This is a genomic window from Halomonas sp. MMSF_3323 (assembly GCF_030733595.1).
GTDB lineage: Bacteria > Pseudomonadota > Gammaproteobacteria > Pseudomonadales > Halomonadaceae > Halomonas > Halomonas litopenaei.
Window position 1 is genome coordinate 35374 of record NZ_JASHIT010000017.1, and the last position, 25227, is coordinate 60600.

Genomic DNA, 25227 nt, shown 5'->3' on the forward strand with positions numbered 1-25227 from the left:
GCGCTCGGGTGACGGGTCAGGCCCCCAGTGCGGCTTTGAGCGCCTCCGGCCGCATCGGCAGGTCGCGCAGGCGCACGCCGGTGGCGTGAGCGATGGCGTTGGCGATGGCCGGTGCCACCACACAGGTGCCTGGCTCGCCTAAGCCGACCGGGGTGTGGTCGTTGTCGACGAATTCAAGGTCCAGCTCCGGCACCTGATGCATGCGCAGCGGCGTATAGCTGTTCAGGTTGAGGTCCGCAGGCCGGCCTTCGGCGTACTCGGTGCCTTCGTGCAGGGCCATCGACAGGCCCCACAGCAGGGAGCCCTCCAACTGGGCCATGGCACCGTCGGGATGGGCCAGGGTGCCGGCATCCACCACCGAGGTCAGCTTCTCGACCGTCACCTCGCCGCTGGCACGATCCACATTGACGCGGGCGACACAGGCCACCCAGGTCGGCATATGGCGTTCCTGGCCGAAGCTCAGCGCCACACCGAGACCGGTGTCCTCGGGCAGGGCGTCGCGCTCGCTCCAGCCGGCCTTGTCGAGCGTGCGTTCGAGCACTGTCTTGAGGCGCTCGGCGCCGCCGACGCTGTTGGGCGCCTCGCCGGCGTTGCGTCCTTCGGCCTTGAGCAGGTTCCGGCGGTACTCGGCAGGGTCCTGGCCGGCGGCCAGCGCCAGTTCGTCGATATGGCTCTCCACCGCCCAGGTGGTCCAGCCTGGCCCCACCGCGCGCAGATAGCCAGGAACGAAGGCCTCGTGGGCCTTGTGGTTCTGCTGGGCCCACACCCGCTGGGCGCCCAGTGTGTACCAGTGGTCGGCACCACTGATGGCAAAGGAATCGATCTTGCCGCCACCTTCGACGAATTCGCCGAGAAAGCCGGGTGCGATATCGGCGGTGGGCCAGCCGGCGGCGGCGGCGTGTTCGCTGGCCTGGATGGCGCCGTCGGCTGCCAGGGCCGAGCGCAGCCGCTGCACCGAGGGTGAGCGCACGCAATCCATGCGACTGTCATCGGGGCGGGTAAAGACCATCTTGACCGGGGCACCCACGGCCTTGGCGGCCAGCGCAGCAGGCACGGCATAGTCGCCATAGAGACGGCGTCCGAAGCCGCCGCCCAGATAGTACTGGTGGAAGGTCACCTGGCTCTCGTCGACTTCCAGCGCCTTGGCCACCAGGGGCACCGCCACGGACTGCTGCTGGTTGCCGCAGTGGACGTGCCAGTGGCCGTCGCGCTCGACCACGGTGGCGTTGACCGGCTCGAGCTGGAAGTGCAGCACGCTGGACGTGGTGTAGGTGGCATCGATCAGCGACACGTCCTCGGTGGACGCGGCCTGCTCGAGGGTGGACGTCACCTCGCCGATATCGACGAACAGGGCGCCGTTGTCACGGCTCGGTGACTGGGTCAGACGGCGGCCTTCATCGAGAATGTCGGCCTCGGTGATCGAGATGCCGGAGCCGTTTTCCCATTCAATCTTCAGCGCATCGGTGGCACGCATGGCGGCGGAAAAGTTGTCGGCGATCACCGCCAGCCAGCCCTGGCACAGGCCCGAGGGGTCTTCCAGACGGATGGTCTGGCGATAGCCGGCGATGGACTGGGCCGCGCTGTCATCGATGGAGGTGGCGCGGGAGCCGAAACGGGTAGGCGGCAGCACCGGGCGGGCATAGAGCATCCCTTCGACCTTGGCGTCGATGCCGAAGACGGCCTCACCGGTGGTCTTGGCGGGGATGTCCTGGGCCCGGCCGGAGGTGCCCAGCACGCGGCGCTCGGAGGCCGGCTTGAGCTCGATGGCTTCAAGCTCTTCGGCGCTGTAGCTGCGCGACAGGGTGCCGCTGGCAACGATCTCGCCGTAGCCGATGCGCTTGTCGCCGCTGATGACCTGACCGTCACGGGCCTGGCAGTCGGCGGCGTCGACCTCGAGCAGGCGCGCACCTGCTTCGATCAGCGCCTGGCGTCCGGCGGCGCCGGCACGGGACAGCGGCAGGAAGCTGTGGTTCACCGACCAGCTGCCCCCGGTGATCATGTAACCCCACTTGGGGTCGCTGTCGACGTATTCGATGGCGATCGTCGCCGGGTCGACCTCGAGTTCCTCGGCCACCAGGCGGGCCAGGCTGGTGCCCACGTGCTGGCCCATCTCGGCCTTGGTGCAGTGCAGGGTGACGTGACCCTGGGCGTCGATGGCGTACCACAGGGTCGGCTCGAAGCGACCCTTGGCCAGGGCCTCGCTGGCCGCGTCGGCGGCGCCGAAGGCCATGCCGGGCAGGCCAAAGGCGAGCACTGCGCTGGCGCCCAGGGTGCCGATCAGAAAGCCGCGGCGGCTAAGACCGGGGCCAGCTTGGCGGTCGGCTGGTGACGTATCGCTGCGGACTGCACAAGCGCCCCGATGGGCCGCCAGGGTGTCATCAAACCGGCTCATGGCGGGGCTCCTCGGCGCTGGTACGGGTTTCGCTGCGGGCAGCAGTAGCGGAGGCGGGGTCGAAGGTCTCGACGCCACCCTGCTGAAGCGAGGAGGCGCGTTTCACCGCGCGATGGATGCGCACGTAGGCCATGCAGCGGCACAGGTTGCCGCTCATGCCCTGGGTGATCTCGTCATCGCTGGGGGAAGGCTTGCGCTTGAGCAGATCGGCCGCCTGCATGATCTGACCGGATTGGCAGTAGCCGCACTGGGGCACCTGCTCTTCTCGCCAGGCCTGTTGCAGCGGGTGGTTGCCGTCGGCGTCGAGGCCTTCGATGGTGGTGATCTCGGCACCTTCGGCGGCGGCCAGCGGCAGCACGCAGCTACGGGTGGCGGAGCCGTTGAAGTGGATGGTGCAGGCGCCGCACTGGGCGATGCCGCAGCCGAACTTGGTGCCGGTCAGGCCCAGGGTATCGCGCAGTACCCACAGCAGTGGGGTCTGGGGATCCACCTCGACGCTCACCGCTTCGCCGTTCAGGGTGAAGCTGGTCATGGGGGCTGGTTCCTCGCTGGTTTCATTGCGTAGCTTCAGGGTCCGTTGGTGCTTCTGATTTTTCTTGTATGCGTCCCTTTTACCCGTTCTTGGGGCAACAGGGGACGCGAGGACGGTCGGGATGCCGTAACTGGCACACCATCTGCCTCTTAATAAGCGATGTCGCGATACTATAGACCAGTCGACTAGTGGGCAACGTTGAATGCGGGAACGGGCGAAATGCGTGGATGGCGGTTACCGCAAAGGCGCCGGGGGCGTCTGACGCCTCTCGTGGTGGGACTGCTTCTCGACATGGAGTTCAGGGCGTCAGTGAATCTAGCTCTCGCTGAGACGTCGATGGAGTGCGTCGCCCTTGAGCATTTCGGGGTTCAGGCGAACGCCCAGCCCGGGTTCGCCGCTGACGCGGATCATGCCGTCCTCGACCGGCGGCAGGCCCTCGACGCAGTCGGCGTACCAGCCGTAGTAGAAGGCCCGGGTGAATTCCTGCTCGGCGACGTTGGCAAGCGCCATGGCCAGGTGGGTGGATACCGCCAGCGTCACCGGGCCGGAACAATCATGGAAGGCGATCGGGCGGCCCTCGGCTTCGGCCAGGGCGGCGGCCTTGCGGGCGAAGCTGACGCCGCCGCCCCAGGTCACGTCGATGATCGGGGTGTGGATACGTCCGCGATGCAGCAGGTCGCGAATCTGACCCAGGCCGCCGAGGGTCTCGCCGCCGGCCAGGGGGACGCAGGTGTCGGCCAGCTCGCCAAGCTGGTCGAAGCGATCCATCCACAGCGGGTCCTCGATCCAGTCCGGGTCAATGGGCGCCAGCGCCTGACAGATGGTGCGCGCCGCCGGCAGACTCCAGAGCCCGTGCAGTTCCGCCTTCAGGCGCATGCGATCGCCGTGGACGCGACGGATCTCCTCGAACGGCCACAGCGCACGATTGAGATCGGCAGGCGAGATGGACATGCCGTGGCGGGCGCCTTCGGCGAAGTCGAAGGGCCAGATCTTCATGGCGGATATGCCCATCTCGAGGAGTTCTGCGGCGAGCTCTGCCGGACGCTCGAGAAAGGCGTCCAGGTCCTCGTAGCGGGGAGACGTCCCGTCATCCCCCGAGCCACCCTTGATGCCGAAGTTGTCCGGGCGTACCTCGGCGGACTTGGACACATAGTCGGGGCCGGCGCAGGTGTTGTAGAGCGGCACGCGCTCTCGGGTAGCGCCACCGAGCAGGTCATGCAGGGGCAGGCCGGCACGCTGACCGGCCAGGTCCCACAGGGCCACGTCGATGGCGGACAGCGCGCGGGTCTCGGCACTGGTGCCGCCAAAGCCCACGTAGGGTTGCATCTTGCGATGCAGCGCCTCGATGCGGGAGGCATCCTCGCCCAGCAGCAGGGGAGCGAGGCGGCCATGAACATCGGCGTCGATGGCGTCGGTGCCGAACCAGCTCTCGCCCAGGCCCACCAGGCCGTCCTCGGTGTGGACGCGCACCCAGATCAGCGACGGACGAGCCGCAGGCCGCAGGGTTTCGATACGCTGGATCTTCATGCTGGTCTCCGCAAGGTTCAGTGTTTCGCTACCGTTGATCGGCCCCGTTCGTCATCGCCGCGTACCGCCACCGTTCATCGCTGTTGTGCATCTTCAATGGCCACCCTTGCTGACGTCGCTTGATCCGCTCAGGCAGCTTGCGGGTGGCCGCCGTCAAATGACGTGTGACGCAAGCATCATGGCTGCTTTGACTGTGATTCGCCGAGCAGACTGACCAATTCCGGGACCAGTCTTTCACCGTGGCCGGCATCGACGATGTCCTGGTAGAGCCGGGTGATCGCCTGGCTGAGCTGGCGCGAGGCGCCGAGGTCCTCGGACATGCTTTGATAGTAGCCCACGTCCTTGAGCGAGTTGGACAGGCTGAAGCGGAAGCCTGCAGGGTCGGCGTCGGTCAGGAAGGGACGCAGGCGTTCGAGCACCACGCCGCCGCCGCCACCGTTGCCCAGCACCTCGAGCAGCACGGCGTCGTCGATGCCGGCGCGTCGGGAGGCGGCGCTGGCCTCGGCCAGTACGGCGGTGAAGCCCAGCGAGACGAAATTGTGCAATAGCTTCAGGGTGTGGCCGGCGCCCACCGGGCCGCCGTGGGTGATGTGCTCGGCGAAGGCGCCAAACAGCGGCTTGAGCTCGTCAAACAGCGCCTGATCGGCACCGACGATCAGGTTGAGGCGGCCCTCGGCGGCCTCCTTCGGGGTGCGGGTCATGGCGGCGTCGACGAAACGGCCACCGGCCTCGCGCACCCTGGCGTCGATGGCCTGGGTGGAGCTGGGGATGGCGGTGGAGCAGTCAACCACGATCTGGCCTGGCTTGAGCCCCTCCAGCACGCCGCCTTCGTCGAACAGCACGCTTTCCACCTGGGGAGTGCCGGTGACGCACAGGATCACCAGATCGGCGGTCTCGGCGACCTCGCGGGCGCTGGTCAGAGCGCTTGCCCCTTTGTCGATCAGGTCGTCGCTGGGCTGATTGCCGGGGTGATCGAGAAAGCTCAGGCGATGGTCCGCGCGCAGCAGGCTGGTGGCGATCCCGTGGCCCATCAGGCCGACGCCGATCAGGCCGACGTGAAGCGAGGTGGTCATGTCCCTTTCCTTGTGGTGGTGGTAGTGGTGATGATGGTGGTTGGTGCTTGATAGTCCTGGGTGACGGCCTAGAGGAGGGCCGGCACCTTTCGTGCCAGGCCCAGACGTTTCCAGCGACGTCTAGCCGTGATGAATCGCAATGGTCTTGATGCGGGTATAGCTCCTGAGCCCTTCAAAGCCCTTTTCGCGGCCGTGGCCGGAGCGGCCGACGCCGCCGAAGGGCAGCTCGATACCACCGGCGGCGCCGTAGTTGTTGACGAACACCTGGCCCGAACGGATCGCCTTGGCCAGACGCAGTTGGCGGCCGCCGTCGGTGGTCCATACGCCCGCACACAGACCGAAGTCGGTGGCGTTGGCCAGGCGTGCGGCCTCGGCCTCGTCGGCGAAGGCCTGGACCACCAGTACCGGCCCGAACAGCTCCTCGCGGCTGACGCCGTGGCCTTGCGGCACCTGGGTCAACAGGTGGGGGACCACGAAGTGGCCGTCCCGGGGGGCGTCGTCGGCCAGGCGTCCACGGGCGGCGATGTGGATACCGTCATCCTGTGCCGCCTGGATCAGCGTCATCACCTTGTCGCGCTGGCGTTCATTGATCAGCGGTCCGCAGTCCGGGTCGTTCTCGCCGACGTCACAGGTCAACCGCGCGAAACGCTCGCTCAGTGCCGCCACCACCTCATCGTGGATGCTCTGCTCCACCAACAGACGGCTGCCGGCGGAACAGGTCTGGCCGGCGTTCTGGATGATCCCGCGTACCACGGCGTCCAGGGCGCGTTCACGGTCGGCGTCGGCGAACAGCAGCTGGGGCGACTTGCCGCCGAGTTCCATGGTCACCGGCACGTGGTGCACCGCCGCCGCCTGAGTCACCAGGGTGCCGGTCTCCGGCGAGCCGGTGAACGACAGATGATCGATGCCGGGGTGGGCGGCCAGGGCGGCGCCGGCTTCACGGCCGAGGCCAGGCACCAGGTTGAGCGCGCCTTCCGGCAGCCCGCAGTCGACGGCCAGCTGGGCCAGGCGCAGCACGCTCAGACAGGCGTCCTCGGCGGGCTTGAGCACGCAGGTGTTGCCAGCGGCCAGCGCCGCCGCCACGCAGCGTCCGAAGATCTGGGCCGGGTAGTTCCAGGGGATGATCTGGGCGCACACGCCCCAGGGCTCGCGCAGCGTCATCACCGCATAGTCGGGATCGAAGGGGATGGTCTCGCCGTGGAGCTTGTCGGCGGCGCCGGCGTAGAAGCGGAAGTAGCGCGCGCAGGCGGCGATGTCGCCCCGGGCCTGGCTGATCGGCTTGCCGGTGTCGGCGCACTCGAGGGCGGCCAGGGTCTCCCTGTCGGCGTCGATGGCCTGACTGAAGGCATACAGCCATTCACTGCGCGCCCGCGCCGAGAACGTCGACCACTGGCCAAGCTCGCCTGTGAAGGCTGCCCGGGCGGCGGCCACCGCAGCATCGACGTCGGCTGCGCTGGACGCGGCGATACGGGCGATGACTTCGCCGCTGGCCGGGCGCAGCACCTCGAGGGTGTCGGCGGTATCGACCCAGTGACCGCCGATCAGGGCGCCGGTGGGTGGAGTGAGGGGGAGGGCGTGCATGCTGTCGACTCCTGAGAAGGGGCGGAAGATGGGGTGGGCCCCGGCGCGGCCGGGGCAGTGATCGGTATCAGTAGAGCAGATCGACCAGGCCCAGCGAGATCCAGGGCATGTAGGTGATCGCCATCAGGCAGGCCAGGACCACCAGCACGAAGCGCGCAAGCCAAGGGATCAGCTCGTCGATGGACAGCTTGGCCACGGCGCAGGCGGCGAACAGATTGACCCCCAGCGGAGGGGTGAACATGCCGAGCGCCAGGTTGACCACCACGATCAGGCCGAAGTGCACCGGGTCGATGCCGTACTGCACGGCGATGGGGGTGAAGATCGGGGCCAGCACCAGGATCGCCGCCGAGGTCTCGACGAACATGCCGATCACCAGCAGCATCACGTTCACCGCCAGCAGGAAGCTGACCGGGCTCTCGAACACCTGGGTGACCCAGGCGGCAACCTCGCCGGGCAGCCCCGAGCGGCTGATCAGGAAGCTGAACAGCGCCGCCGCCGAAATGATCAGCATCACCGTGGCGGTGGAAATCACGCTCTGGCGCAGGATCGGCACCAGTTCCGACAGTGGCAGCTCGCGGTAGACCAGACCGCCGACGATCAGGGCGTAGAACACCGCCACCGCCGAGGCCTCGGTAGGGGTGAAGACCCCGCCATAGATGCCGCCGATGACCACCACCGGCATCAGCAGAGCGGCCCAGGCACGACGCATCGAGGTGGTGAAGGCGGCGCGATCCTCGCGGTCGCGCAGGCCGTAGCCGCGCAGCTTGCAGAAGATGTACAGAAACAGCAGCAGCGCCGAGCCAATCAACAACCCCGGACCGATACCGGCAATGAACAGGCGCCCGATCGAGGTGTCGGTGCTGACGCCGTAGAGGATCAAGGGGATGGAGGGCGGGATCAGTACGCCGAGCTCCGCCGAGGAGGCCTGGATCGAGGCCGCCAGCGGACGCGGGTAGTCGTGGGCCACCATCGCCGGAATCAGGATGGAGCCGATGGCGAAGGTGGTGGCCACGCTCGAGCCGGAAACCGCGGCGAACATCATGCAGGTCAGCACGCAGGTCATGGCGAGCCCGCCCTGGAGCCCGCCGACGATGGACTTGGCCAGGTCCACCAGGCGCTGGGAGATGCCGCCGGCGGCCATCAGGTTGCCGGCCAGGATAAAGAAGGGGATCGCCATCAGCGGGAAGTTGTCGATGCCGACGAACATCTGCTGGGGCACCATCAGCAGCGGAAAACGGGTGAAGAACTCGATACCGATCACCGACGCCAGCAGGATCGACACGGCGATCGGCACGCCCAGGGCGAACAGGATGATCAGCGATAGTCCGATAGCGGCGTTCATGGCTGCTTCCTCCCTTCGGTACCGGACGAGGTGCCTGTGTCAGGACCAGGTCTGGATTCGGGTTCAGGCGCGTGTGCGGGGGCCTCGGCATCGACCACGCCGATGGTCTCGCGTCCGGTCAGCTGGGCGATCAGTCGAGTGATCACCGACAGCAGCGAAAAGGCGGCGCCGATCGGAATGGCGGCGTAGATCCAGGCGATCGAGATGCCGACGCCGGAGAGCATCTGGTTCTGCACGCGCAGCGTCATCTGATAGCCGTAGATCACCAGGATCGCCAGAACGATCATGCAGCAGGTGGCGATCAGTATCTCCAGCGCCTTGAGGGCGGAGGTCGGCACCAGCTTGTAGATCACTTCGACGGCCATCATGTAGCCGCCGCGAAAGGTCGCCGCGGCGCCCAGAAAGACGCACCAGATCATGGTGGAGCGGGCCATCACCTCCGACCAGGTGGAGGGGGCGTCGAACACGAACCGGGTCAGCACCTGGTAGAAGCCAAGGCTTACCGAGGCGATCAACATCAGCACCGCTGCGTAGAGGGCGACCTGGGAGATGGCCCGCTCGAGACGGAAGAACAGATCCAGCATGGGGCTTTCCTCATCGCGGGTAAGGCCCGAGGACGGGTCAGGCTTGACCGCCCAAGCGCTCGCCAACGGCAGGTAGCGAGCGCTCGGGCGGGAAGGTCAGTCGAGGATCAGTGGACGATCAGCTGCCGCAGTCGCTGGAGCGAATGCGATCGAGCATTTCCGAGCCGTACTCGTCGGTGTAGACCGAGTAGGAGGGCTCGACGGCGGCCTGGAACTGGGACTTGTCGATGTCATCGACCACGGTCATGCCCTTGGCCTTGAGTTCCTCGACGCCTTCGGTCTCGAGTCTCGACACCATCGCTCGCGTGGCCTCGGCGCCGGCCTGGGCGGCCTCCATGAACCAGCCCTTCTGCTCATCGGACAGGCCGTCCCAGAGGATCGGCGAGGCCAGCATGATGGCCGGAGAATAGACGTGGCCGGTCAGCGACAGGCGATCCTGGACCTCCCACAGATTGCCGGTGAGGATCACCGAGATGGGGTTTTCCTGGCCGTCCACGGTGCCCTGCTGCAGCGCGGTAAACAGCTCCGGGAAGGCCATCGGTGTCGGATGCACGCCCATCTCGTTGAACGCCGCCATGTGCATCTCGTTTTCCATGGTGCGGATCTTGAGACCCTGGGCATCTTCGGGGGTCTCGATGTCACGCTGGCTGTTGGTCATGTGGCGGAAGCCGTTCTCGGTCCAGGCAAGACCCACCAGATCGTGCTCGCCGATCTTGTCGAGCAGGTCCTGGCCGACCTCGCCATCCAGCACGCAGCGGGCGTGGTCGTAGTCCTTGAACAGAAACGGCAGGTCGAGCACGTAGGTCTCAGGGACGAAGTTGCCCAGCGGCCCGGTGGAGGTGACAACGGCGTCGATGGTGCCGATCTGCAGGCCTTCGATCATGGCGCGCTCGCCGCCCAGCGCACCGGAGGGCTGCTCGTTGACCGTGAATTCGCCGTCGGACAGCTCCTCCAGGGTCGCCTTGAAGGCATCGATACCCTCGGAGTAGTGAGAGCTGTCCGAGGTGGTGTGGCCGACGGTGATGGTCTGGGCGGCGGCAGCCGGCAGGGCAAACCCGGCCAGTGCCACCGCCAGCAGGCAGGGCTTGAGGTGAAAGGCGGGGCGGCGTGTTGCGTGGCGTACAGTCGTCGTCATTGTTGTTTCCTCTTTGCGGGATGACGCTTGGGTGTGGCCGTGCCCGGTGGCACGGCCGGATCAGTGCTCGTGGTCGGCCAGGGCTCGTCCTCGCCTTAGCCGCTCGAAGTAGTCGTCGCCACCGATCTGACCGCCCTTGAAGGCGATCTCCAGATCCTGGTAGCGCGGGTCGTCGCTGTGGGCCTGGCACAGCGGCGAACCCGGGGTGTCCGGCAGCGGCATCTTGACCGTCAGGGCATGGATGTTCAGGGCGGTGATGGCATGGCTCGAGGTGTCGCCGCCGGCGACACACACCCGGGTCAGCCCCTGATCGTCCACCAGCGCCTTGAGCATCTCGCCGAGGGCCTTGCCCAGACTGTGGCGGCTGGATTCGGTGGCCAGGCTGTCGTCGTGGCTGTCGGGTCCCATGGCGGTGTGCAGGATGACGCTGCGCCCACTGCTCAGGGCATCCAGTGCCTTGAGGATGGCGGTAGCCATGGCCTCGTTGCGATGGGCGGGGATGGCCAGACTGCGAGCGTCGAGCTCGATGCGCTGAAAACCGGCATGCTCGACCGCCCAGTGAATCTGGCGTGCGGTGGTGCTGGAGACGCTGCCGGAGACCACCGCGATGCGCTCGACCGAACGGGGCGGAGTGAAGTCCTCGCCCCCTTCCACCAGCCCCAGGCGTTGCCACTCGGCGAGCAAGGCGTACTCGACGCCGGACGAGCCGACCACGAAGCCGCCCGTGCCGCCTTGTTGCTGCGGGCGAGTGCGCCAGAGTTGATGACCCACCGCCTGTTGATGGGGGGGCTCGAGCACGTCGAACAGCACCGCCGGATGCTCGGCGAGGGCGTGATCCACGCGTTCGTCGATATCCGGCTGGGCCAGGCTGGGCACATCGATCAGGCCGACCGGCAGAGTGGTCTGGGCGGCCAGGTGGCGGCGCAGGTCCGCCTCGTGCATGGGGGTGACCGGGTGGCGCGACATCACTGGGTGTCGATCGATGCGGTAGATCTGATCCTGATAGGCGGCGTAGAGCTCTCCGAAGGCGGTGTAGCGGCGCATCTGCGGCACCCCCACCACCAGTGGGATCGGTGTCTCGCCGAAGACGCCGCGCGCCACCTCCATGGCACAACCGATGCTGCCGACCTCGGGGCTGCTGTCGAAGGTGGAGCAGGTCTTGTAGTGGGTCAGCGCTGCGCCCTGTTCGGCCAGCCACTGGAAGGATCGCTTGAGCTCGCGGCGCATCCAGTCATTGGACTCGCTGCGGCTGGTGCCGGCCAGGCCCAGGGCACGGCAATGATCGAAGCGCGCGCGCTGCTCGGCGCTGGGGCGAGCGGTGAACAGCACACTGGGGACGCCCTGGCAGGCCAGGGCCTCCAACGCGTCGGTGGAGCCGGTCAGATCATCGCCGTAGTAGCTCAGCAGCAGGTCGTTCATGGGCAGAAGGTCTCCAGAGCCTGGGCCAATTCGCCATGGTCACGGGCGTGGTCGGACAGCGAGATGCCGCGTGCTGCGGCGTCGTAGGCCTGGCGCAGGCTTCTGACCCCGGCGGCAATACCGCCAGGGTGGGCCATGATGCCGCCGCCTGCGGTGACGATCATGTCGCTGCCGCCCCCCATGGCGCGGCAGGTGTCGATTGCCTGGCAGGCGGTCTGATTGGACGAGAATACCGGCATCACGGTGTGGGCCGGTCCCGGGGGCTCGAACAGCGGCGTCAGGCAGGCCCGGGCGCTGGCGGCGACGCTTTCGTCGGATTCCGAGAACTTGTTGGCCAGACCATTGACGTGAAGGTGATCGACGCCGGCCAGGCGCCAGAAGGTCTGCCAGGCGGCGAAGTCCATGCCCAGCAGCGGCTCCCGGCTGAACATGCCCCAGCCGGCGCGGTGGCCGTGGATGGGCAGCTCACAGTGGCGCCGCAGGTGACTGACGCCGGCCAGACCCACCGCGTTCAGGGCGACCATCACACAGCTGCCGCCGGCGGCCAGCACGTGGTCGTGGTGCCGGCGCATCTCGTCGATCTCGCCGGTGATGTTGAAGGCCACCATGACCTTGCGTCCGGTGCGCTGCTCATGTTCGAGCACCAGCGGCATGATCGCGTCGACCCGCTCGGTGAACGGGCAGTGCGGGCCGTTGGCCTGGAGTTCATCGTCCTTGATGAAGTCGATGCCGCCATCCAGCAGTTCCTTCACCACCTCGGCGGTGGCATCGGGTGAGAGCCCGACGCTGGGCTTGATGATGGTGCCGATCAGTGGACCCTGGTCGACGCCGCTGAGGCGACGGGTACCGTCGATGCCGAACTGGGGCCCGGGGCAGGCCTCGGCAAAGGCGTGGGGCAGGCTGACGTCGAGCAGCCTGAGCCCGGAGAATTCCTTGAGTTCATACAGATTGCCGGCGAGGGTGGCCATCAGCGTGGTCAGTGACGGACCGAGGTTCTCAATGGGCCAGGACAATCGCACCCGGGCGCGCTGGTAGCGGGTGCCGGGCGGCTGGGGCCGGGTCGGCATGGGCAGCGAGGGCGCGTCGACGCTGTCGAGCAATTCGATGGACTCGACCCTGGCCGCATGACGCTTTCGAAAGTCATCGGTTTCCGCGGCCAGGCGGGTGAAGGTGCCGCAGGATTGCTCCCCGGCCATCACCTGGCAGGCCTGCTCCACCTCGAAGGGGGTCTCGATCAGGTAGCTGGCTTCGATTCGGTTCATGCCTGGCCTCTTGGTACTCGCGATGGCGCTGTCGTCAGACTCTGTGGAGAGCGTGGCCCCTCAGGTGATGCGCTGAATGCTGTCGGCGATGGCGTCCGGCTCGAACACCCGCTTCCAGTCATCGCGCATCAGCATCGGCTTGCCGTTCTCGATCGCCTTGTTGCAGGCATCCGAGAAAGCGCCGGGCTGTTCATCGAAGATCACCGCACCGAGGATGTTGAGATGGCCAAGCAGAAAGTCCCTGGCGCACTCATGGCTGACGCCTCGATCCACGACTTCGTCCATCGCTTCACGCATCACCGATAACAGTGTGGCACATACCGTTTCCGACAGACCGGGTTCCAGCAGCGCCATCTGTTCAACGCTGACGCGATGGCTGCGCCCGACGGGGGCATAGATGGTCCTGGCCACGGCCTCGCCGAGGGCAAAGTGGCGGTCATCGCCCTGCATCAAGGCGCTGACGATATGCTGGGTGGCGTGGCTGCCGCCGAAATAGTCGCGCTTGGCCTCGAGGGTGGTCTCGTCGTTGAAGATCGGGGGGTGGCAAGGGTGAGTGACGAAGTAGACCAGGTCGTCACGTTCGGGCAGATGGCCGGCGAAGGGGGCGGCGGCGTCCAGGCAGACCACCATGGTGCCGGCTTCGATCGACGGTGACAGCTCGGCGGCAATCTTCTGGATCAGGGTGTCGGGAACGGCCAGGATGATCACATCCGCGCCGGCCACCGCCTGCTCGGCGCTATCGACGCACTCGATGTCGAGTTCGTCGCGAAGCCGTTGGCGGCCCTGTTCGCTGACCTCGACGTGACGCACGTCGAAGTCCGAAGTCTTGAGATTGCGGGAGAGGCGGGCGCCCATCTTGCCGCCGGCACCGATCAAGGCAATGGTCGTCATGGCCAGGTAACCTGTGTGAAAAAGTGGAAGAGGCAAGCTTTGCTGCAACTGGTATGATGACAATATAAGTGGCCGAGGCTGTCAAACACGACCTTGGTCGAGTGTCATGTTCCAGGCCCGCTGGCATGGGTATGCTGCGGGGCCTGGCGCCGCGAGGTAGAGGCCATGAGCGACTCGTTAAAAATTTCTCGCCGCAAACTGTCCGACGAGGTGTTCGATCGGCTTTATCAGCAACTGTTGAACGGCGACTATGCGCCGGGGGACAGCCTGCCCTCTGAGCGGGAATTGATGGATACCTTCGGGGTCGGCCGGCCGGCCATCCGCGAAGCGATGCAGGCGCTGGAGCGACTGGGGCTGGTGTCGATCCACCACGGGCAGCGGCCCAAGGTGCTGACGCCCAGTGCCGACGGCATGCTGGCCCAGATAGAACTGACCGCGATGCACCTGCTGTCGACCGAACCCGCCTCGCTCGAACACCTCAAGGAGGCGCGGCTATTCTTCGAGGTGGGCATGGTGGCGCGGGCGGCGCGGCAGGTGGGCGCCAAGGATCTGGCGCGCCTCGAGGCGCTGGTGGAGCGCCAGCGGGTGGCGTTGAACAAGGACATCGATGCCTTTATCGCGGCGGACATGGGGTTTCATGTTGCCATCGCCGAGACCACCGGTAACCCTATCTTCATCGCGGTCAGTCGGGCGATGTTCGAGTGGCTGGCCAGGTTCCATACCTCGCTGATCCACTGGAAAGGCAGCGAGCATGTGACGCTGGAGGAGCACGAGCGCATCCTGGCGGCGTTGAAGAACGGCGACGAAGGCGCTGCCATTCGCGAGATGACGCGTCATCTGGAAAGGGCGCGTTCGGTGTACGCTCCCAGTTGAGGGCGCATTGATCCCCGCTTTTGACGCTCGCCCCGGACGGGCGACACTTATCGAGAAGGAACGGGACCTTGGATAGTGATCTGGTCTACGCCCTGGACATGGCGGGGACGGTGGTCTTCGCCCTGTCGGGCATCTTGCTGGCGTGCCGCTCACGCATGGATCCCATCGGCATGCTGGTGCTGGCGGCGGTGACCGCCGTCGGAGGAGGGACCCTGCGTGATCTGGTGCTGGGTGTCGCCCCGGTGTTCTGGATCCGCGATCCGACCTATCTTTGGGTGATCCTGGCCACGGTGCTGTGCGCGCTGGTCGGATTTCACTATATCCATCGCCTCAATCGGGTGGTGCTGCCGGTGGCCGACGCCTTTGGTCTGGCGCTGTTCGTGATCATTGGTGCCAACAAGGCGATGCTGCTGGGGACCTCGGGGGTCGTGGCGGTGTTGATGGGGCTGTTTACCGGGGTGGCCGGCGGCATGATCCGTGACGTGCTGGCAAGGCGGGTGCCGATGGTGCTGTGTCGTGAGGTCTACGCCACCGCCGCCATCGCCGGCGGTGTGGTCTTCGTGGCATTGGCAAGCCTCGGCGCCCCCAGGCTTGGCATTCTGCTGTCGCTTGTCACCACCCTGGGGCTGCGGCTCGCGGCAATCCGCTGGCAGCTGGCGCTGCCGGTGCTGGCCTGGGTGGTGATCGAGCCATCTCCTGGCCAGTCGGCGTCGAGTCGGACGGCGGATGCCGACGCCGCAGCGGTGCCGGCTGACCCGGCGGCGATGCCGGCCGATGGCATTGACACACCGCTGACGTCGGCCCGTGAGACGGCATCGTCCGCCGACGTCGCGCGTCCCAAGATGCGGGTGAGGATGGTCTCCCGAAGCAAGGCTGCCCGCCTGTGGCCCGAGGATGAGGACGTCGACTGAGCTCTCGATTGACGGTTTCCTTCCTCGATGCTCGAGCATCGCCGTCTGCAACTCTGTGCTGGGATCTCTGCGATCGATGCCAGGCGATTGCCTCTGGCGCGGGCAGGCGGGAGGCATCTATCTTGCGGGTGTGACGCCCATCCTCGGGCGTTGCTCGCCGGCAGGAGAGATGGCATGGACAGTGCAGTTTGTCGCTTGTGGAAGAGGTCGCGAGCTGCGGCTGTGCTTATGGTGCTGCTGCTGGCGTCGGGGTTGGCCGTATCGGTGGGGGCTCACAGCGTCTCGGCCGGCGCTGGCAGCGAGTCGGCGCTCACTGTCAGGACTGCCTGTGCTGACTGCGCACGCGCCGCCGCCGAGATCCGTGCCGTCTACGAAACCTCCTTCGACCTTCTTCCCGCCGACAAGCAGCGCCATTACGCCCAGCGGTTGTGGCGGGTGACCGGTGACCCTGCCTACCTATGCGCCAATCATGCCTACGGCCGACGTCTGCTCGATCAGCTCGCGCGTGACGCCTTCACCGTCGCGGACAGTGACCGGCTTCGCCAGCGCAATCGCGAGTTGCTGGCGGCCTACCCCGAGACCAGCCCCAAGCAGCGTCGGCGCAAGGCCATGCTGTCGGAACATGTCGACATGATGCTGCCTCGGGGCATCCTGTTTCGGCTGGCCCAGGCCCGCTACCACGGCTTGCTTGGACAACTTTCCGAGGCTGACCGGCGCTCGCTTGAGCAGGCCGTGGGCGCAGTGGATTGGCGGGCCTTTCTGACCGACCCCGAGGTGGTGTCGGTGTATGCCGCCCAGGTGGCCAACCAGGCCGCCTTCCTGGCCCAGCTGGGGATCGTGGATCTGCGTGGCGAACTCGCCCGGGCCTTTCGTGACCGTTATCCACCCGGACGGATCGAGGGGCTGTCGCCGGCGGAATATCGTAACTGGGTCTACGGCCTGACCCACTTCATCATCGCCGCGAGCCACTACTACCAGCGGATGCTGTCCGACGGCGAGCTCGATTGGGCGGTGGCGGCGTTGCTCGGCCAGGGAGAGGCGTTGTTGCAGGTCAAGGCCGATATCATCGCCGAGGTAGCGCTGTCGCTGCAGTTGGCAGGGCAGGCCGATCATCCGCTGGTGGCGGTGCTGCATGAAGCGCTGCTGGCACGACGGGATCCGCAGTCGGGCATCCTGCCCGCCACCGACGGCGGGTTCGATCTGGGCGAAGGTGAGCATCGCAACGTGCTGGCGATCATGACGCTGGGGTGGGACGGGCGGTTGTATTCAGGGCCGCGGCTGGTCCTCAAGAACATCTCCGAGGAGCGTGACTGCCGACTGCCTGGGCGGTCCCTGGCTACGTCGCCAGAGGACTGAGTTGGAGGCCGGGTCGGAAGTCCGCTCAAGGGTCGGGTCGAGAGGCCAGACACTCGACCGACGCCTCGCTATACCCGGCAGCTCGACGTCGAGCGCCACAGGCTCCCCAGTCCGTCGAGGTGGTCCCGGGTGGCGGGCAACTGGGCCCCCAGTGACTCGTGCAGACGAAGGTAAAGCGGCGTCAGCAGCGGATTGCGTTCGCGCTCGGCGCATTCGTTGTCGATGTAGTAGGCACGCCGGGTACCGCAGTAGTGGATGGTGTCGCTCACCGGCTGGAAACGAAAGCCGGACAGGGTCAACAGCCGCGCCAGGGGAGGCTCCATCAGGGCGTAGAGGTGTCGCCGTGCGGTCAGGCCGGCAAGGGCGTGGGCGCTCAAGAACAGGCCGGTGACGATCAACGGAAATGCCTGGCGTTCCTCCGGAGGAAACTGTACCGGCAGCGTTTCTTCGCCCTTGCTTGGGGCCCGGAAAAGCCGCGAGATCGCCAGGCGAGAAATTTCGGCGATCTGGCGCCCGTCGTGCTGTCGCGGATGTAGCGAAGGCGCCGTGAAGACGCTGCGGGTGGCGTTCATCACCGGCAGGTCATCCGGACGATCGACGGGGGGAAATACCAGTCGCACGCAGCCCGCCGCGAGACCGCTTGAGCGATGTTCGACCAGGCAGTGGATGGCCTGTTCATCGAAGTCATCATGCTCCTGTTGCTTGTCACTGTCGCCTGGCAGGGCGTATTGAAGCTCACGTAGAAAGACGTCATGGCGCAGCGAATAGACCCGCTCCCTGTCCGCGACCGTCTTTACCAGGATCACCCGGAACTGGTCGGCGAACTGCTCCAGCAGGCGCTGTTGCCGGGATGGCCTCTCGGTGTCTGCTGCTGGCATGGGGGATCACCTCCGTGTTGTTATAGCCGGGCCGTAAAGGCCCGGCGGGCGTCCGGCTCCCTGCTCCGGTACACCCTGTCTATGATAATACCCATTCAATATGCACTAGTTTACCGAATCGATGTCGATCACTGGATCGAAGGCGAAGACCTCTTTGAAGGGCACAGGACGGCCAAGGTGATACCCCTGGCCATAGGTGATGTTGTAGGACGACAGCAGCGGAATCAGCGCCTCCTGGTCGACGAACTCCGCCACGGCCTGTTTGCCGAAGCCGGTGGCGATGTCCGACACCGCCTTGACGATGACGCGGCTGTCGGGATTGGTGGCCAGGCTGCGGATGAAGGAGCCGTCGATCTTGATATAGTCCACCGGCAACTGGCCCAGATAGTGGAAACTCGAGAAACCGACGCCGAAGTCGTCCAGCGCGGTCCGACAGCCTAGATCACGTACGCTCTGCAGCACCCCGCGGGCGGTGGAGAAGTCGGTGACGGCGGCGGTCTCGGTAACTTCCAGCACCAGATGATGGGGATCGGCCTGACTGACCGTCAGCAGGTTGGCCAGGTACTGCTTCAGCCCTTCGTCGTGGAGCGACTGTCCCGACAGGTTGACCGCCAGGCTGATGCCCTCGAGCCTCGCCAGAGCATGCACGCAGTGATGCAGCACCCAGCGATCGATCGCCACGATCTGGCCTGAATGTTCGGCCACCGGGATGAAGCGTGCCGGTGATATCAGGCTGCCATCGTCGTCGCGCATGCGCAGCAGCACCTCGTAGTGGCGGATCGAGCGATCCTCCAGCCGCACGATGGGCTGCACCATCAGCACGAAGTCACCCTCCACCAGGGCTCGGCGAATGCGGTCGACCCAGTAGACACGCTCGTTGAGCTCATCCCGGGCATTTTCCAGAGTGGCCAGCAGGTGCCAGCGTTGCAGGTTGCTGGCCTTGGCCTTGTACATGGCTACGTCTGCGCTGGCCATCAGGTCGGCGGGGGTGGCGCCCTCGGTGGGGAAGGGGACGATACCGATGCTCGCGGTGACCCGGTGGCGACGTCCTTCGGCGACGAACCCGAGGCTCTCGAACAACTGGTTGAGGTGCTGGGCGACGCGGATCGCGTGGTCGTCGTCGACCCCAGGCAGCAGCAGGGCGAACTCGTCGCCGCCGAGGCGCGAGATGACCCCTCGGTGGGCGTACTCCTGCTGCAGCAGGCGGGCCACGGTATGCAGCATGCGATCCCCGGCATGATGGCCGCTGAGCTCGTTGACCTCCTTGAACTGGTCAAGGTCCAGCAGCATGACCACGCCCTGCTCGTCTCGGGCCAGGGCCTTGCGCAGCGACTCCAGGAAGAAGCGACGATTGTAGAGCTCGGTCAGCGGATCGCGCTCGGCGAGCCAGGTCAGTCTGGCCTCGGCGGCTTTGCGCTCGGTGATATCAAGTCCCACCGATATGCGTGCCAGGGAGGCTTTGGCACCGCTCTTCAGCGGGCTGTGGTACCAGATGATGGTGCGTGGCTCCCCATCGGGAAGGGTCAGGGTGCGTTCTTCCTGATGCAAGGGCTGGCTGGGCTCGCTGTCCCCCGGGCCTGCGCCGAAGATGTCGTCGAAACGACGCCCCAGCAGTTCCTGGGAGGGGCAGCCGAGCTGGTCCTTGAGGTAGTCGTTGACCATGTCGATGCGCCCCTCTTCGTCCAGCGTGAGGATATGCACCTGGGCGGTATCGATCAGATTGCTGACAAAGTCCCGCTCCCTGGCCAATTCATCGATACGACGTGCCAGCTCATCCCCCCGCTGAGCCACCTGGCGCTGCAGGCGCTCGAGCTTGTCGGCCAGGGTCAGGGTGCTGGATTCCAGCACGTCGATCTCGTCCGGCAGGCGACGTGGCGCCAGCGGCAAGGCTTCGCGCGCCTGGGAAAAGCCACCACTGGCCAGCGGCGGCAGCACCGAGGCCACCCGGCGCAGTCGAGCCATGGGACGCAGCAGGATCGCCAGCAGCAGAAGTTCGGCAGACAGCCAGCCGAACAGACTGGCCATCATCTGGGTCCGGGTATCGAGCTGGATGGCATGGATCTGGGTGGTGATGTCCGAGATCAGCACGAAATAGGCGGGTGCACGAGCCCCGGAGGACGAGGTCAGCGGGACGGCGGAAAGCTCCAGATGACGTCCCTGCTGTTCGAGGCGCAGGGGTTCCTGCGCCAATGCCTCGAGGGAACCTTTTCGGCTTGCCTGGTGCAGCAGCGGCAGGCTCTGTGAGGCGTTGGTCACCGCCTGTACCCGTCCCTTCCAGCCGTTCAGTCGACGGGGTTCAAAGGTGGCTTCGGTGGCGCTGGTATCGACGCTGATCAGGGCGACCTCGCTGGTGGATATCTCGCGAGTCTGGCGGGCGACGTCCGCCAACGAGCGAGACAGCAGCAGGGTGCCTGCGCTGCCGCCGCTGGCCAGTATCGGGACTACGGCATACTGGCGGCACTCGGGAGAGCACTCGAGCGGCGACAGGGGGAGCTCTTGGGACATGACGCTTTCCACCCAGCGCCGATAATGAGGCGGCGGCGACTGGCCTGGTTCGAGCCCCAGCGACATGACCGCACGGGTGCGATCATCGTAGACCAGCATCTGTTCGATGCCCGCCTCCAGCTGGAGCGAGGGCCACAGTGAGGCCAACGCAGGGGACAGCGCCTCGGGCGGTGACGGCGGGGCCCCCTGCTCCAGCGCAGGGCCCAGGTCGGGCGAGGCCGCGATCAGTCCCGCCAGCTGCTGCAACCCTTTTTCCGAACGGCGGATGGCGAACTCGAGCTCACGCTGCTGGCGCTCGATCTGCTCCTGGCGCGTGGCGGTGAACTGACGTGTCAGGTTGGTGTGAGACAGGTAGGTGAACAGCACTGCCAACGCCACCAGCAAAAGGCTGGTGAGGGTGACCACTCGCCATGTGAGGCCCAGGCGAAGGCGCTCGGGGCGTGACGGGCTGGTAACCGGCATCAGAACCTCAACGAGAGCTGGAAGAGCCACATGTTCCAACGTCGCTCGGTGTCTTCAGGATCTGGATTATCCTGAACCGGCAGCCAGGCGGTCCCGTCCACATAGTGATATTCGCCCGCCAGCATGACCCGTGAATGGGGCTGCCATTGCAGACCAAAGGTCCAGTCATTGGCGTACTGGGAGTGGGCCGGACCACGGCCTTCGCGTTCGTAGTCGGTGCCGTTGCGGTCGTCGCGGTCGTTGACCAGGCTGTCGTAGCGGACCAGCCAGCGCCAGTCGTCGAGGAAGCGCCGGCGATATTGCACGTACCAGCTTTCACCCTGGTTCTCGTTGTCCTCGAAGGCGTCGAAGCCGGTGAGGCTGACGTCGCGCAGCGCGTACTCCGCGGTCAGGCTCCACAGCTCGGCGTTGTATTGAGCAGAGAAGATCCACGGCTGGAAATCGAGCTTGCCGTCTCCGGGAAAGGCACCGGGGGAGTCGTAGTCGGCCTTGACCGAAGCCGCGCTGACGGCAAATACCATGCGACCGCCGTCGTGTTCGTAGCGCACCTGGCCTACCGCCGAGGTGTCGGCGTCGAAGGAGCCGGGCAACACATCGAGCCCCAGCACCTCTTCCACATCGTCATCCACCTGGGCCTGGCCCACACCCAGCTGGGCGTGGATCACGCCATTGTCGATACGTTCTTCATGGTAGAGGCTGACGCCGTCGGCAGACAGCCCCAGGGAACGGGTGCGGTCGAAGTAGATCGACTGCGGCAGCAGAATGCTGGGGCGGGTAAAGGCCACGTCCCGGGTCTGGTTGTAGAAGCCGAAGGGGTTCTTGAAGCGCCCGACCTGAATGCCGAAGGTGCGATCGCGGTCGGACAGCATCTGCCAGTCGACGATACCGTAGTCGAGTTCCACCGAACCGTTGTCGACCTCGCCGGCGCGCCGGCTCAGGGCCTGGGCGGCCAGCAGCAGGTTCTCGGTGGGTCGGATGGAGGCGTTGATGCCGAGCTCCGTGTAGTCCCAGCTGCCGCCACTATCGCTGCTGTCGCCGAACATGTTGTTGTCGTCGGTGATCACCAGCGCCTGGCTCAGAAAACCGTGCACCTGGAAGGTGTCCAGGGGGGACGCCTGTGCGGTGGACACCAGCAGCAGCGGCACCAGCAGCGAAGGCGCCAGCAGCCCCAGGCGGCATCCCACCGACCTAATCCCTGGCAATGGCTTGGACGCGCTCATCCAGATACTCCCTTTCGATGTAGCCGATGGCTCCGGGGGTGGTGGCCACCGTGTCGATCATGTCTTGCTGACTGCGCACACGATGTGGCGCCTGCCCGGTACCCGAAAAGACGATGCGGTCCCAGGCCAGCTGCAACTGGTGAGGATAGACAGACAGCCATTCCTTGACGAAGGTGGCGTGGACGGGGTCATCACTGGCCAGGACGTACACCTCCGCGCCTTGCCCGCTGGGCCAGGTGCGCAGGCGCATGGCAAAGATCGCCCGCAAGGTATCGCGGTCGAGCTCGCTCAGGGCAAGGCCAGGATGAGAAATGACCACCACCTCGTCTGCGGTCTTTCCCCACGCAGCCGTGCTGGCCAGCCCTCCGGAGATCAGGACCGTCCAGATGCAGAACAGGAGGCGAAGAGATAACCGACGCATCAACGCAGCCTCTCTGCAGCCTCGATGGAGGACAATCGCCACCTGGAGAGTGGCATCCACTGTGTCATAGTGCTCCGGATTCCCTGCATGGCTTCCTTGCGACGTCGCATTTCTTGGGCTTGGCCGCAGAAAAACGCTCTTTATAGGTAGATAGCCAGATGTCGTTACGCATCAAATGCGCCCAGCTTGTGCATTAACAAGCTTATCCTAAGGTGAGTCACTGTGGGGGAAAAGAGAGGTAGTAAAGAGTTTATGCCACCAACGCAAGGCGATGTGGTGCTTGCGAAGGTGGCATGGCAGAGAGAGGGACGGCCGGGATTCAGCCCTGAATGGCGAAGCTGGCCTGGTTCAACCACAGGTGCGCCGCGACGCTGGCGGCGTAGCCCAGCGCGATCACCGGGGCCCAGCGCAGGTGGCCCATGAAGGTGTAATAGCCGCGTGCCTGGCCCATCAGCGCGACGCCAGCAGCGGAACCGATCGACAGCAGGCTACCACCGACGCCAGCGGTCAGGGTGATCAACAGCCAGTGGCCGTGGGACATCTCTGGCTCCATGGTCAGTACCGCGAACATCACCGGAATGTTGTCGACCACCGCCGAAATGACACCGAGCGCGATATTGGCCCAGGTCGCGTCCCACTGGTTGTACATCACGTCAGACAGCAGTCCGAGATAGCCCATGAAGCCAAGACCGCCAACGCACATGACGACACCATAGAAGAACAGCAGGGTGTCCCACTCAGCCCGGGCGACCCGGTTGAACACATCGAAGGGGACCACGCTGCCGAGTTGCTCGAGCTTCTTCCAGTCGCCCTTCTGGGTATAGACGGTGCGCTTGCGGTCCAGCGACTTGGGCAGGCTCTTGCGCAGATAGAAGCCAAAGAACTGCAGATAGCCCAGTCCGGTCATCATGCCAAGCACCGGCGGCAGGTGCAGCAGGGTGTGGCAGGCAACGGCGGTGGCCACCGTGAGCAGGAACAGGACGATGATGCGGCGTGCCCCACGCTTGAGCTCCACCGTCTCCTCGAGGCTGTCCGGGGTGCGATTGTGGATGAAGAAGCTCATCACCACCGCCGGGACCACAAAGTTGATCAGCGAGGGAATCAGCAGTTCGAAGAACTCCTGAAATTCGATCAGGCCGGCCTGCCAGACCATCAGGGTGGTGATGTCGCCGAAGGGGCTGAAGGCGCCACCTGCGTTGGCTGCGACCACGATGTTGATACAGCAGAGATTGATGAAGCGCTTGTCACCTTCGGCCACCTTGGTCACCACCGCACACATCAGCAACGCCGTGGTCAGGTTGTCGGCGATCGGCGAGATGACGAAGGCAAGGCCGCCGGTGAGCCAGAACAGGGTGCGGTAGCTGAAGCCTTTCTGGACCATCCAGGAACGCAGGCCATCGAAGATCCGGCGCTCGTCCATGGCGTTGATGTAGGTCATCGCTACCAGCAGGAACAGCATCAGCTCGGAGAATTCCAGCAGCGTCATATGGAAGGCATGCTCGGCCTCATCCGGCATACCGGATTGCACGTAGGTCCAGCCGATCAGCGCCCAGATAAGGCCTGCCGCTACCAGCACGGGCTTGGACTTGCGCATGTGCAGCTTTTCTTCCGCCATCACCAGGGCGTAGGCCAGTACGAAGATGGCCACCGCCAGAAAGCCGGCGAAGGAGCCGGTGAGGTCGAGTTCTCCGGTCACCGCCTGGCTGGCTCCCGCCAGGGTGAGCCCCATCAGCAGCAGAGCGGCGAGGACGAGCCAGCGACCCGGTCGTCGTATCCTCTTGTTGTCATAATTATGCATGACGATGTCATCCTGAAAGTGAATGAGAAAGGGAGAAATCGACGTCGAGACTACCACAGCGTTTTGCACTGCAATATGCTGCCAAAGGCGCGCTGGAATGCACCTTTGGTAGGAGTAGTGAGGCCCTGTCCGGTTGTCGGGGCAAGAATCTGTGCTAGTTGATGCCGGCGGTGCTCATCTCGGCAGGTTCTGTGGCATCATGCTCGCCTGGAGAGCCTCCGGGAGCTCCATCTTCAGTTTCAGCCAGGCGCCTGTTCCATGTTTCTTGATGACTACCACTCCTGCGTCGATGATCGCATCGTGATTTCCGCTGACCAGGCGAGCCGCTTCGCCAAGTGCATAGCCGGCGACTTCAACCCCATTCACACACCGGGCGCACGGCGGTTCTGCGTACCGGGCGACCTGTTGTTCGCTCTGGTGCTGAAGCGTTTCGGACTGTCGCCGCACATGAACTTTCGCTTTCTCGCCATGGTGGGGGCGGATCGGGCGCTCAGTTTTCGCGAGGAAGGCGACCGGGTGATACGGGTGCTGGACGATGACGGCAAGTGCTATCTGGAGGTCGAACGGCGCGGAGAGGTGACCTTCGACGAGAGCGTCGTCGAAGCCTTCACGCGCTGCTACGTGGCGTTTTCTGGAAAGAACTTTCCTCACTACATGAAGCCGCTGATGGAAGACTGCGGTGTCATGTTCAATCCCAAGCGGCCGCTGGTGATCTACGACAGCATGGGCTTTTCGCTGACGCGACTGGATGCGCTGGCGCCGGCGTTACGGCTGCTGGATTCCCGCCTGGAGGTCATCGGCAAGCGCGGTGACGTGCACCTCGAGTTCGCCATCGACGCCGCTGGAGAAAGTATCGGTCATGGTGGCAAGAAGCTGGTGGTCAGTGGCCTGTGTCCCTATGACGCCGAGGCCATGGACGACATCGTCGACCAGTTCTACCAGTTGAAGCGGGATCACGCCGGCACTCCCTGCTGAGTCCGGGCCGGACCTGACGGCCGGCTGCTGGTATCGCCGGCGTCGGGAGCGACACCTTCTTCATGGGCAGGCAGGCACCTTTCGTACCAG

At 65.5% G+C, this 25227-nt stretch carries 20 protein-coding genes; 4 read left to right on the forward strand and 16 right to left on the reverse strand.

Translation table 11 applies throughout. The features are described 5' to 3' along the window. Positions 1-16: 16 nt before the first annotated feature. From RBB39_RS10435 to RBB39_RS10485, 11 genes are all read right to left on the reverse strand, one after another. The gene (locus RBB39_RS10435; protein ID WP_083970253.1) at positions 17-2392 is read right to left on the reverse strand and encodes a molybdopterin cofactor-binding domain-containing protein; all 2376 of its coding nucleotides are present in this window, start codon (positions 2390-2392) and stop codon (positions 17-19) included. After that, positions 2379-2924, reverse strand: a complete 546-nt coding sequence (locus RBB39_RS10440) for a (2Fe-2S)-binding protein (RefSeq protein ID WP_045991771.1) — start codon at positions 2922-2924, stop codon at positions 2379-2381. Before RBB39_RS10440 ends, RBB39_RS10435 begins: the two co-directional genes overlap by 14 nt. Positions 2925-3239: 315 nt before the next feature. Further along, positions 3240-4451, reverse strand: a complete 1212-nt coding sequence (locus RBB39_RS10445; protein ID WP_045991770.1) for a mandelate racemase/muconate lactonizing enzyme family protein — start codon at positions 4449-4451, stop codon at positions 3240-3242. A gap of 176 nt (positions 4452-4627) precedes the next feature. After that, positions 4628-5524 carry an NAD(P)-dependent oxidoreductase gene (locus tag RBB39_RS10450; protein ID WP_045991769.1) on the reverse strand — a complete coding sequence of 299 codons (897 nt, stop codon included), beginning with the start codon at positions 5522-5524 and terminating at the stop codon, positions 4628-4630. Between the two features lie 120 nt (positions 5525-5644). Continuing rightward, entirely contained in the window at positions 5645-7105 is a 1461-nt protein-coding gene (locus RBB39_RS10455; RefSeq protein WP_045991768.1) for an aldehyde dehydrogenase family protein, read from the reverse strand. 67 nt (positions 7106-7172) lie between these two features. Further along, the gene (locus RBB39_RS10460; RefSeq protein ID WP_045991767.1) at positions 7173-8447 is read right to left on the reverse strand and encodes a TRAP transporter large permease; all 1275 of its coding nucleotides are present in this window, start codon (positions 8445-8447) and stop codon (positions 7173-7175) included. Then, a complete protein-coding gene (locus RBB39_RS10465; protein ID WP_045991766.1) occupies positions 8444-9031 on the reverse strand; it encodes a TRAP transporter small permease in 588 nt (195 codons plus the stop codon). The genes RBB39_RS10460 and RBB39_RS10465 overlap by 4 nt, the downstream gene beginning before the upstream one ends. A 118-nt stretch (positions 9032-9149) precedes the next feature. Then, entirely contained in the window at positions 9150-10166 is a 1017-nt protein-coding gene (locus RBB39_RS10470) for a TRAP transporter substrate-binding protein (protein ID WP_045991765.1), read from the reverse strand. Between the two features lie 60 nt (positions 10167-10226). Beyond that, positions 10227-11585 (reverse strand): four-carbon acid sugar kinase family protein, encoded by a 1359-nt coding sequence (locus tag RBB39_RS10475; RefSeq protein ID WP_045991764.1) that lies wholly within the window; start codon positions 11583-11585, stop codon positions 10227-10229. Next, positions 11582-12847: a ribulose-bisphosphate carboxylase large subunit family protein gene (locus RBB39_RS10480; protein ID WP_045991763.1), complete on the reverse strand. Its 1266-nt coding sequence runs from the start codon at positions 12845-12847 to the stop codon at positions 11582-11584. Before RBB39_RS10480 ends, RBB39_RS10475 begins: the two co-directional genes overlap by 4 nt. Positions 12848-12907: 60 nt before the next feature. Next, entirely contained in the window at positions 12908-13738 is an 831-nt protein-coding gene (locus tag RBB39_RS10485; RefSeq protein WP_045991762.1) for a phosphogluconate dehydrogenase C-terminal domain-containing protein, read from the reverse strand. Positions 13739-13903: 165 nt separating this feature from the next. Here RBB39_RS10485 and nanR point away from each other — a divergent pair, with 165 nt between their 5' ends. The 3 genes from nanR (at position 13904) to RBB39_RS10500 (ending at position 16878) form a co-directional block, all read left to right on the forward strand. Then, the gene (gene nanR, locus RBB39_RS10490; RefSeq protein WP_045991761.1) at positions 13904-14611 is read left to right on the forward strand and encodes a transcriptional regulator NanR; all 708 of its coding nucleotides are present in this window, start codon (positions 13904-13906) and stop codon (positions 14609-14611) included. 98 nt (positions 14612-14709) lie between these two features. Continuing rightward, the gene (locus tag RBB39_RS10495) at positions 14710-15522 is read left to right on the forward strand and encodes a trimeric intracellular cation channel family protein (RefSeq protein ID WP_083970256.1); all 813 of its coding nucleotides are present in this window, start codon (positions 14710-14712) and stop codon (positions 15520-15522) included. A gap of 228 nt (positions 15523-15750) precedes the next feature. Beyond that, the gene (locus RBB39_RS10500; protein ID WP_052704271.1) at positions 15751-16878 is read left to right on the forward strand and encodes a DUF3541 domain-containing protein; all 1128 of its coding nucleotides are present in this window, start codon (positions 15751-15753) and stop codon (positions 16876-16878) included. Positions 16879-16946: 68 nt separating this feature from the next. On the opposite strand, the gene RBB39_RS10505 is transcribed toward RBB39_RS10500, so the two are convergent. The 5 genes from RBB39_RS10505 to nhaD form a co-directional block, all read right to left on the reverse strand. Next, positions 16947-17756 (reverse strand): PEP-CTERM/exosortase system-associated acyltransferase, encoded by an 810-nt coding sequence (locus RBB39_RS10505; protein ID WP_052704270.1) that lies wholly within the window; start codon positions 17754-17756, stop codon positions 16947-16949. Positions 17757-17861: 105 nt separating this feature from the next. After that, entirely contained in the window at positions 17862-20723 is a 2862-nt protein-coding gene (locus RBB39_RS10510; RefSeq protein ID WP_045991759.1) for an EAL domain-containing protein, read from the reverse strand. Beyond that, on the reverse strand, positions 20723-21943 hold the full coding sequence (locus RBB39_RS10515) for a hypothetical protein (protein ID WP_231498440.1): 1221 nt from the start codon (positions 21941-21943) through the stop codon (positions 20723-20725). The genes RBB39_RS10510 and RBB39_RS10515 overlap by 1 nt, the downstream gene beginning before the upstream one ends. Next, positions 21912-22424: a substrate-binding domain-containing protein gene (locus tag RBB39_RS10520; RefSeq protein WP_240184161.1), complete on the reverse strand. Its 513-nt coding sequence runs from the start codon at positions 22422-22424 to the stop codon at positions 21912-21914. Before RBB39_RS10520 ends, RBB39_RS10515 begins: the two co-directional genes overlap by 32 nt. A 259-nt stretch (positions 22425-22683) precedes the next feature. After that, positions 22684-24162 (reverse strand): sodium:proton antiporter NhaD, encoded by a 1479-nt coding sequence (nhaD, locus tag RBB39_RS10525; protein ID WP_045991758.1) that lies wholly within the window; start codon positions 24160-24162, stop codon positions 22684-22686. 258 nt (positions 24163-24420) lie between these two features. Between nhaD and RBB39_RS10530 the strand changes: the two genes are divergently transcribed. Beyond that, entirely contained in the window at positions 24421-25137 is a 717-nt protein-coding gene (locus tag RBB39_RS10530) for a DUF3581 family protein (protein WP_045991757.1), read from the forward strand. Positions 25138-25227: the final 90 nt, after the last annotated feature.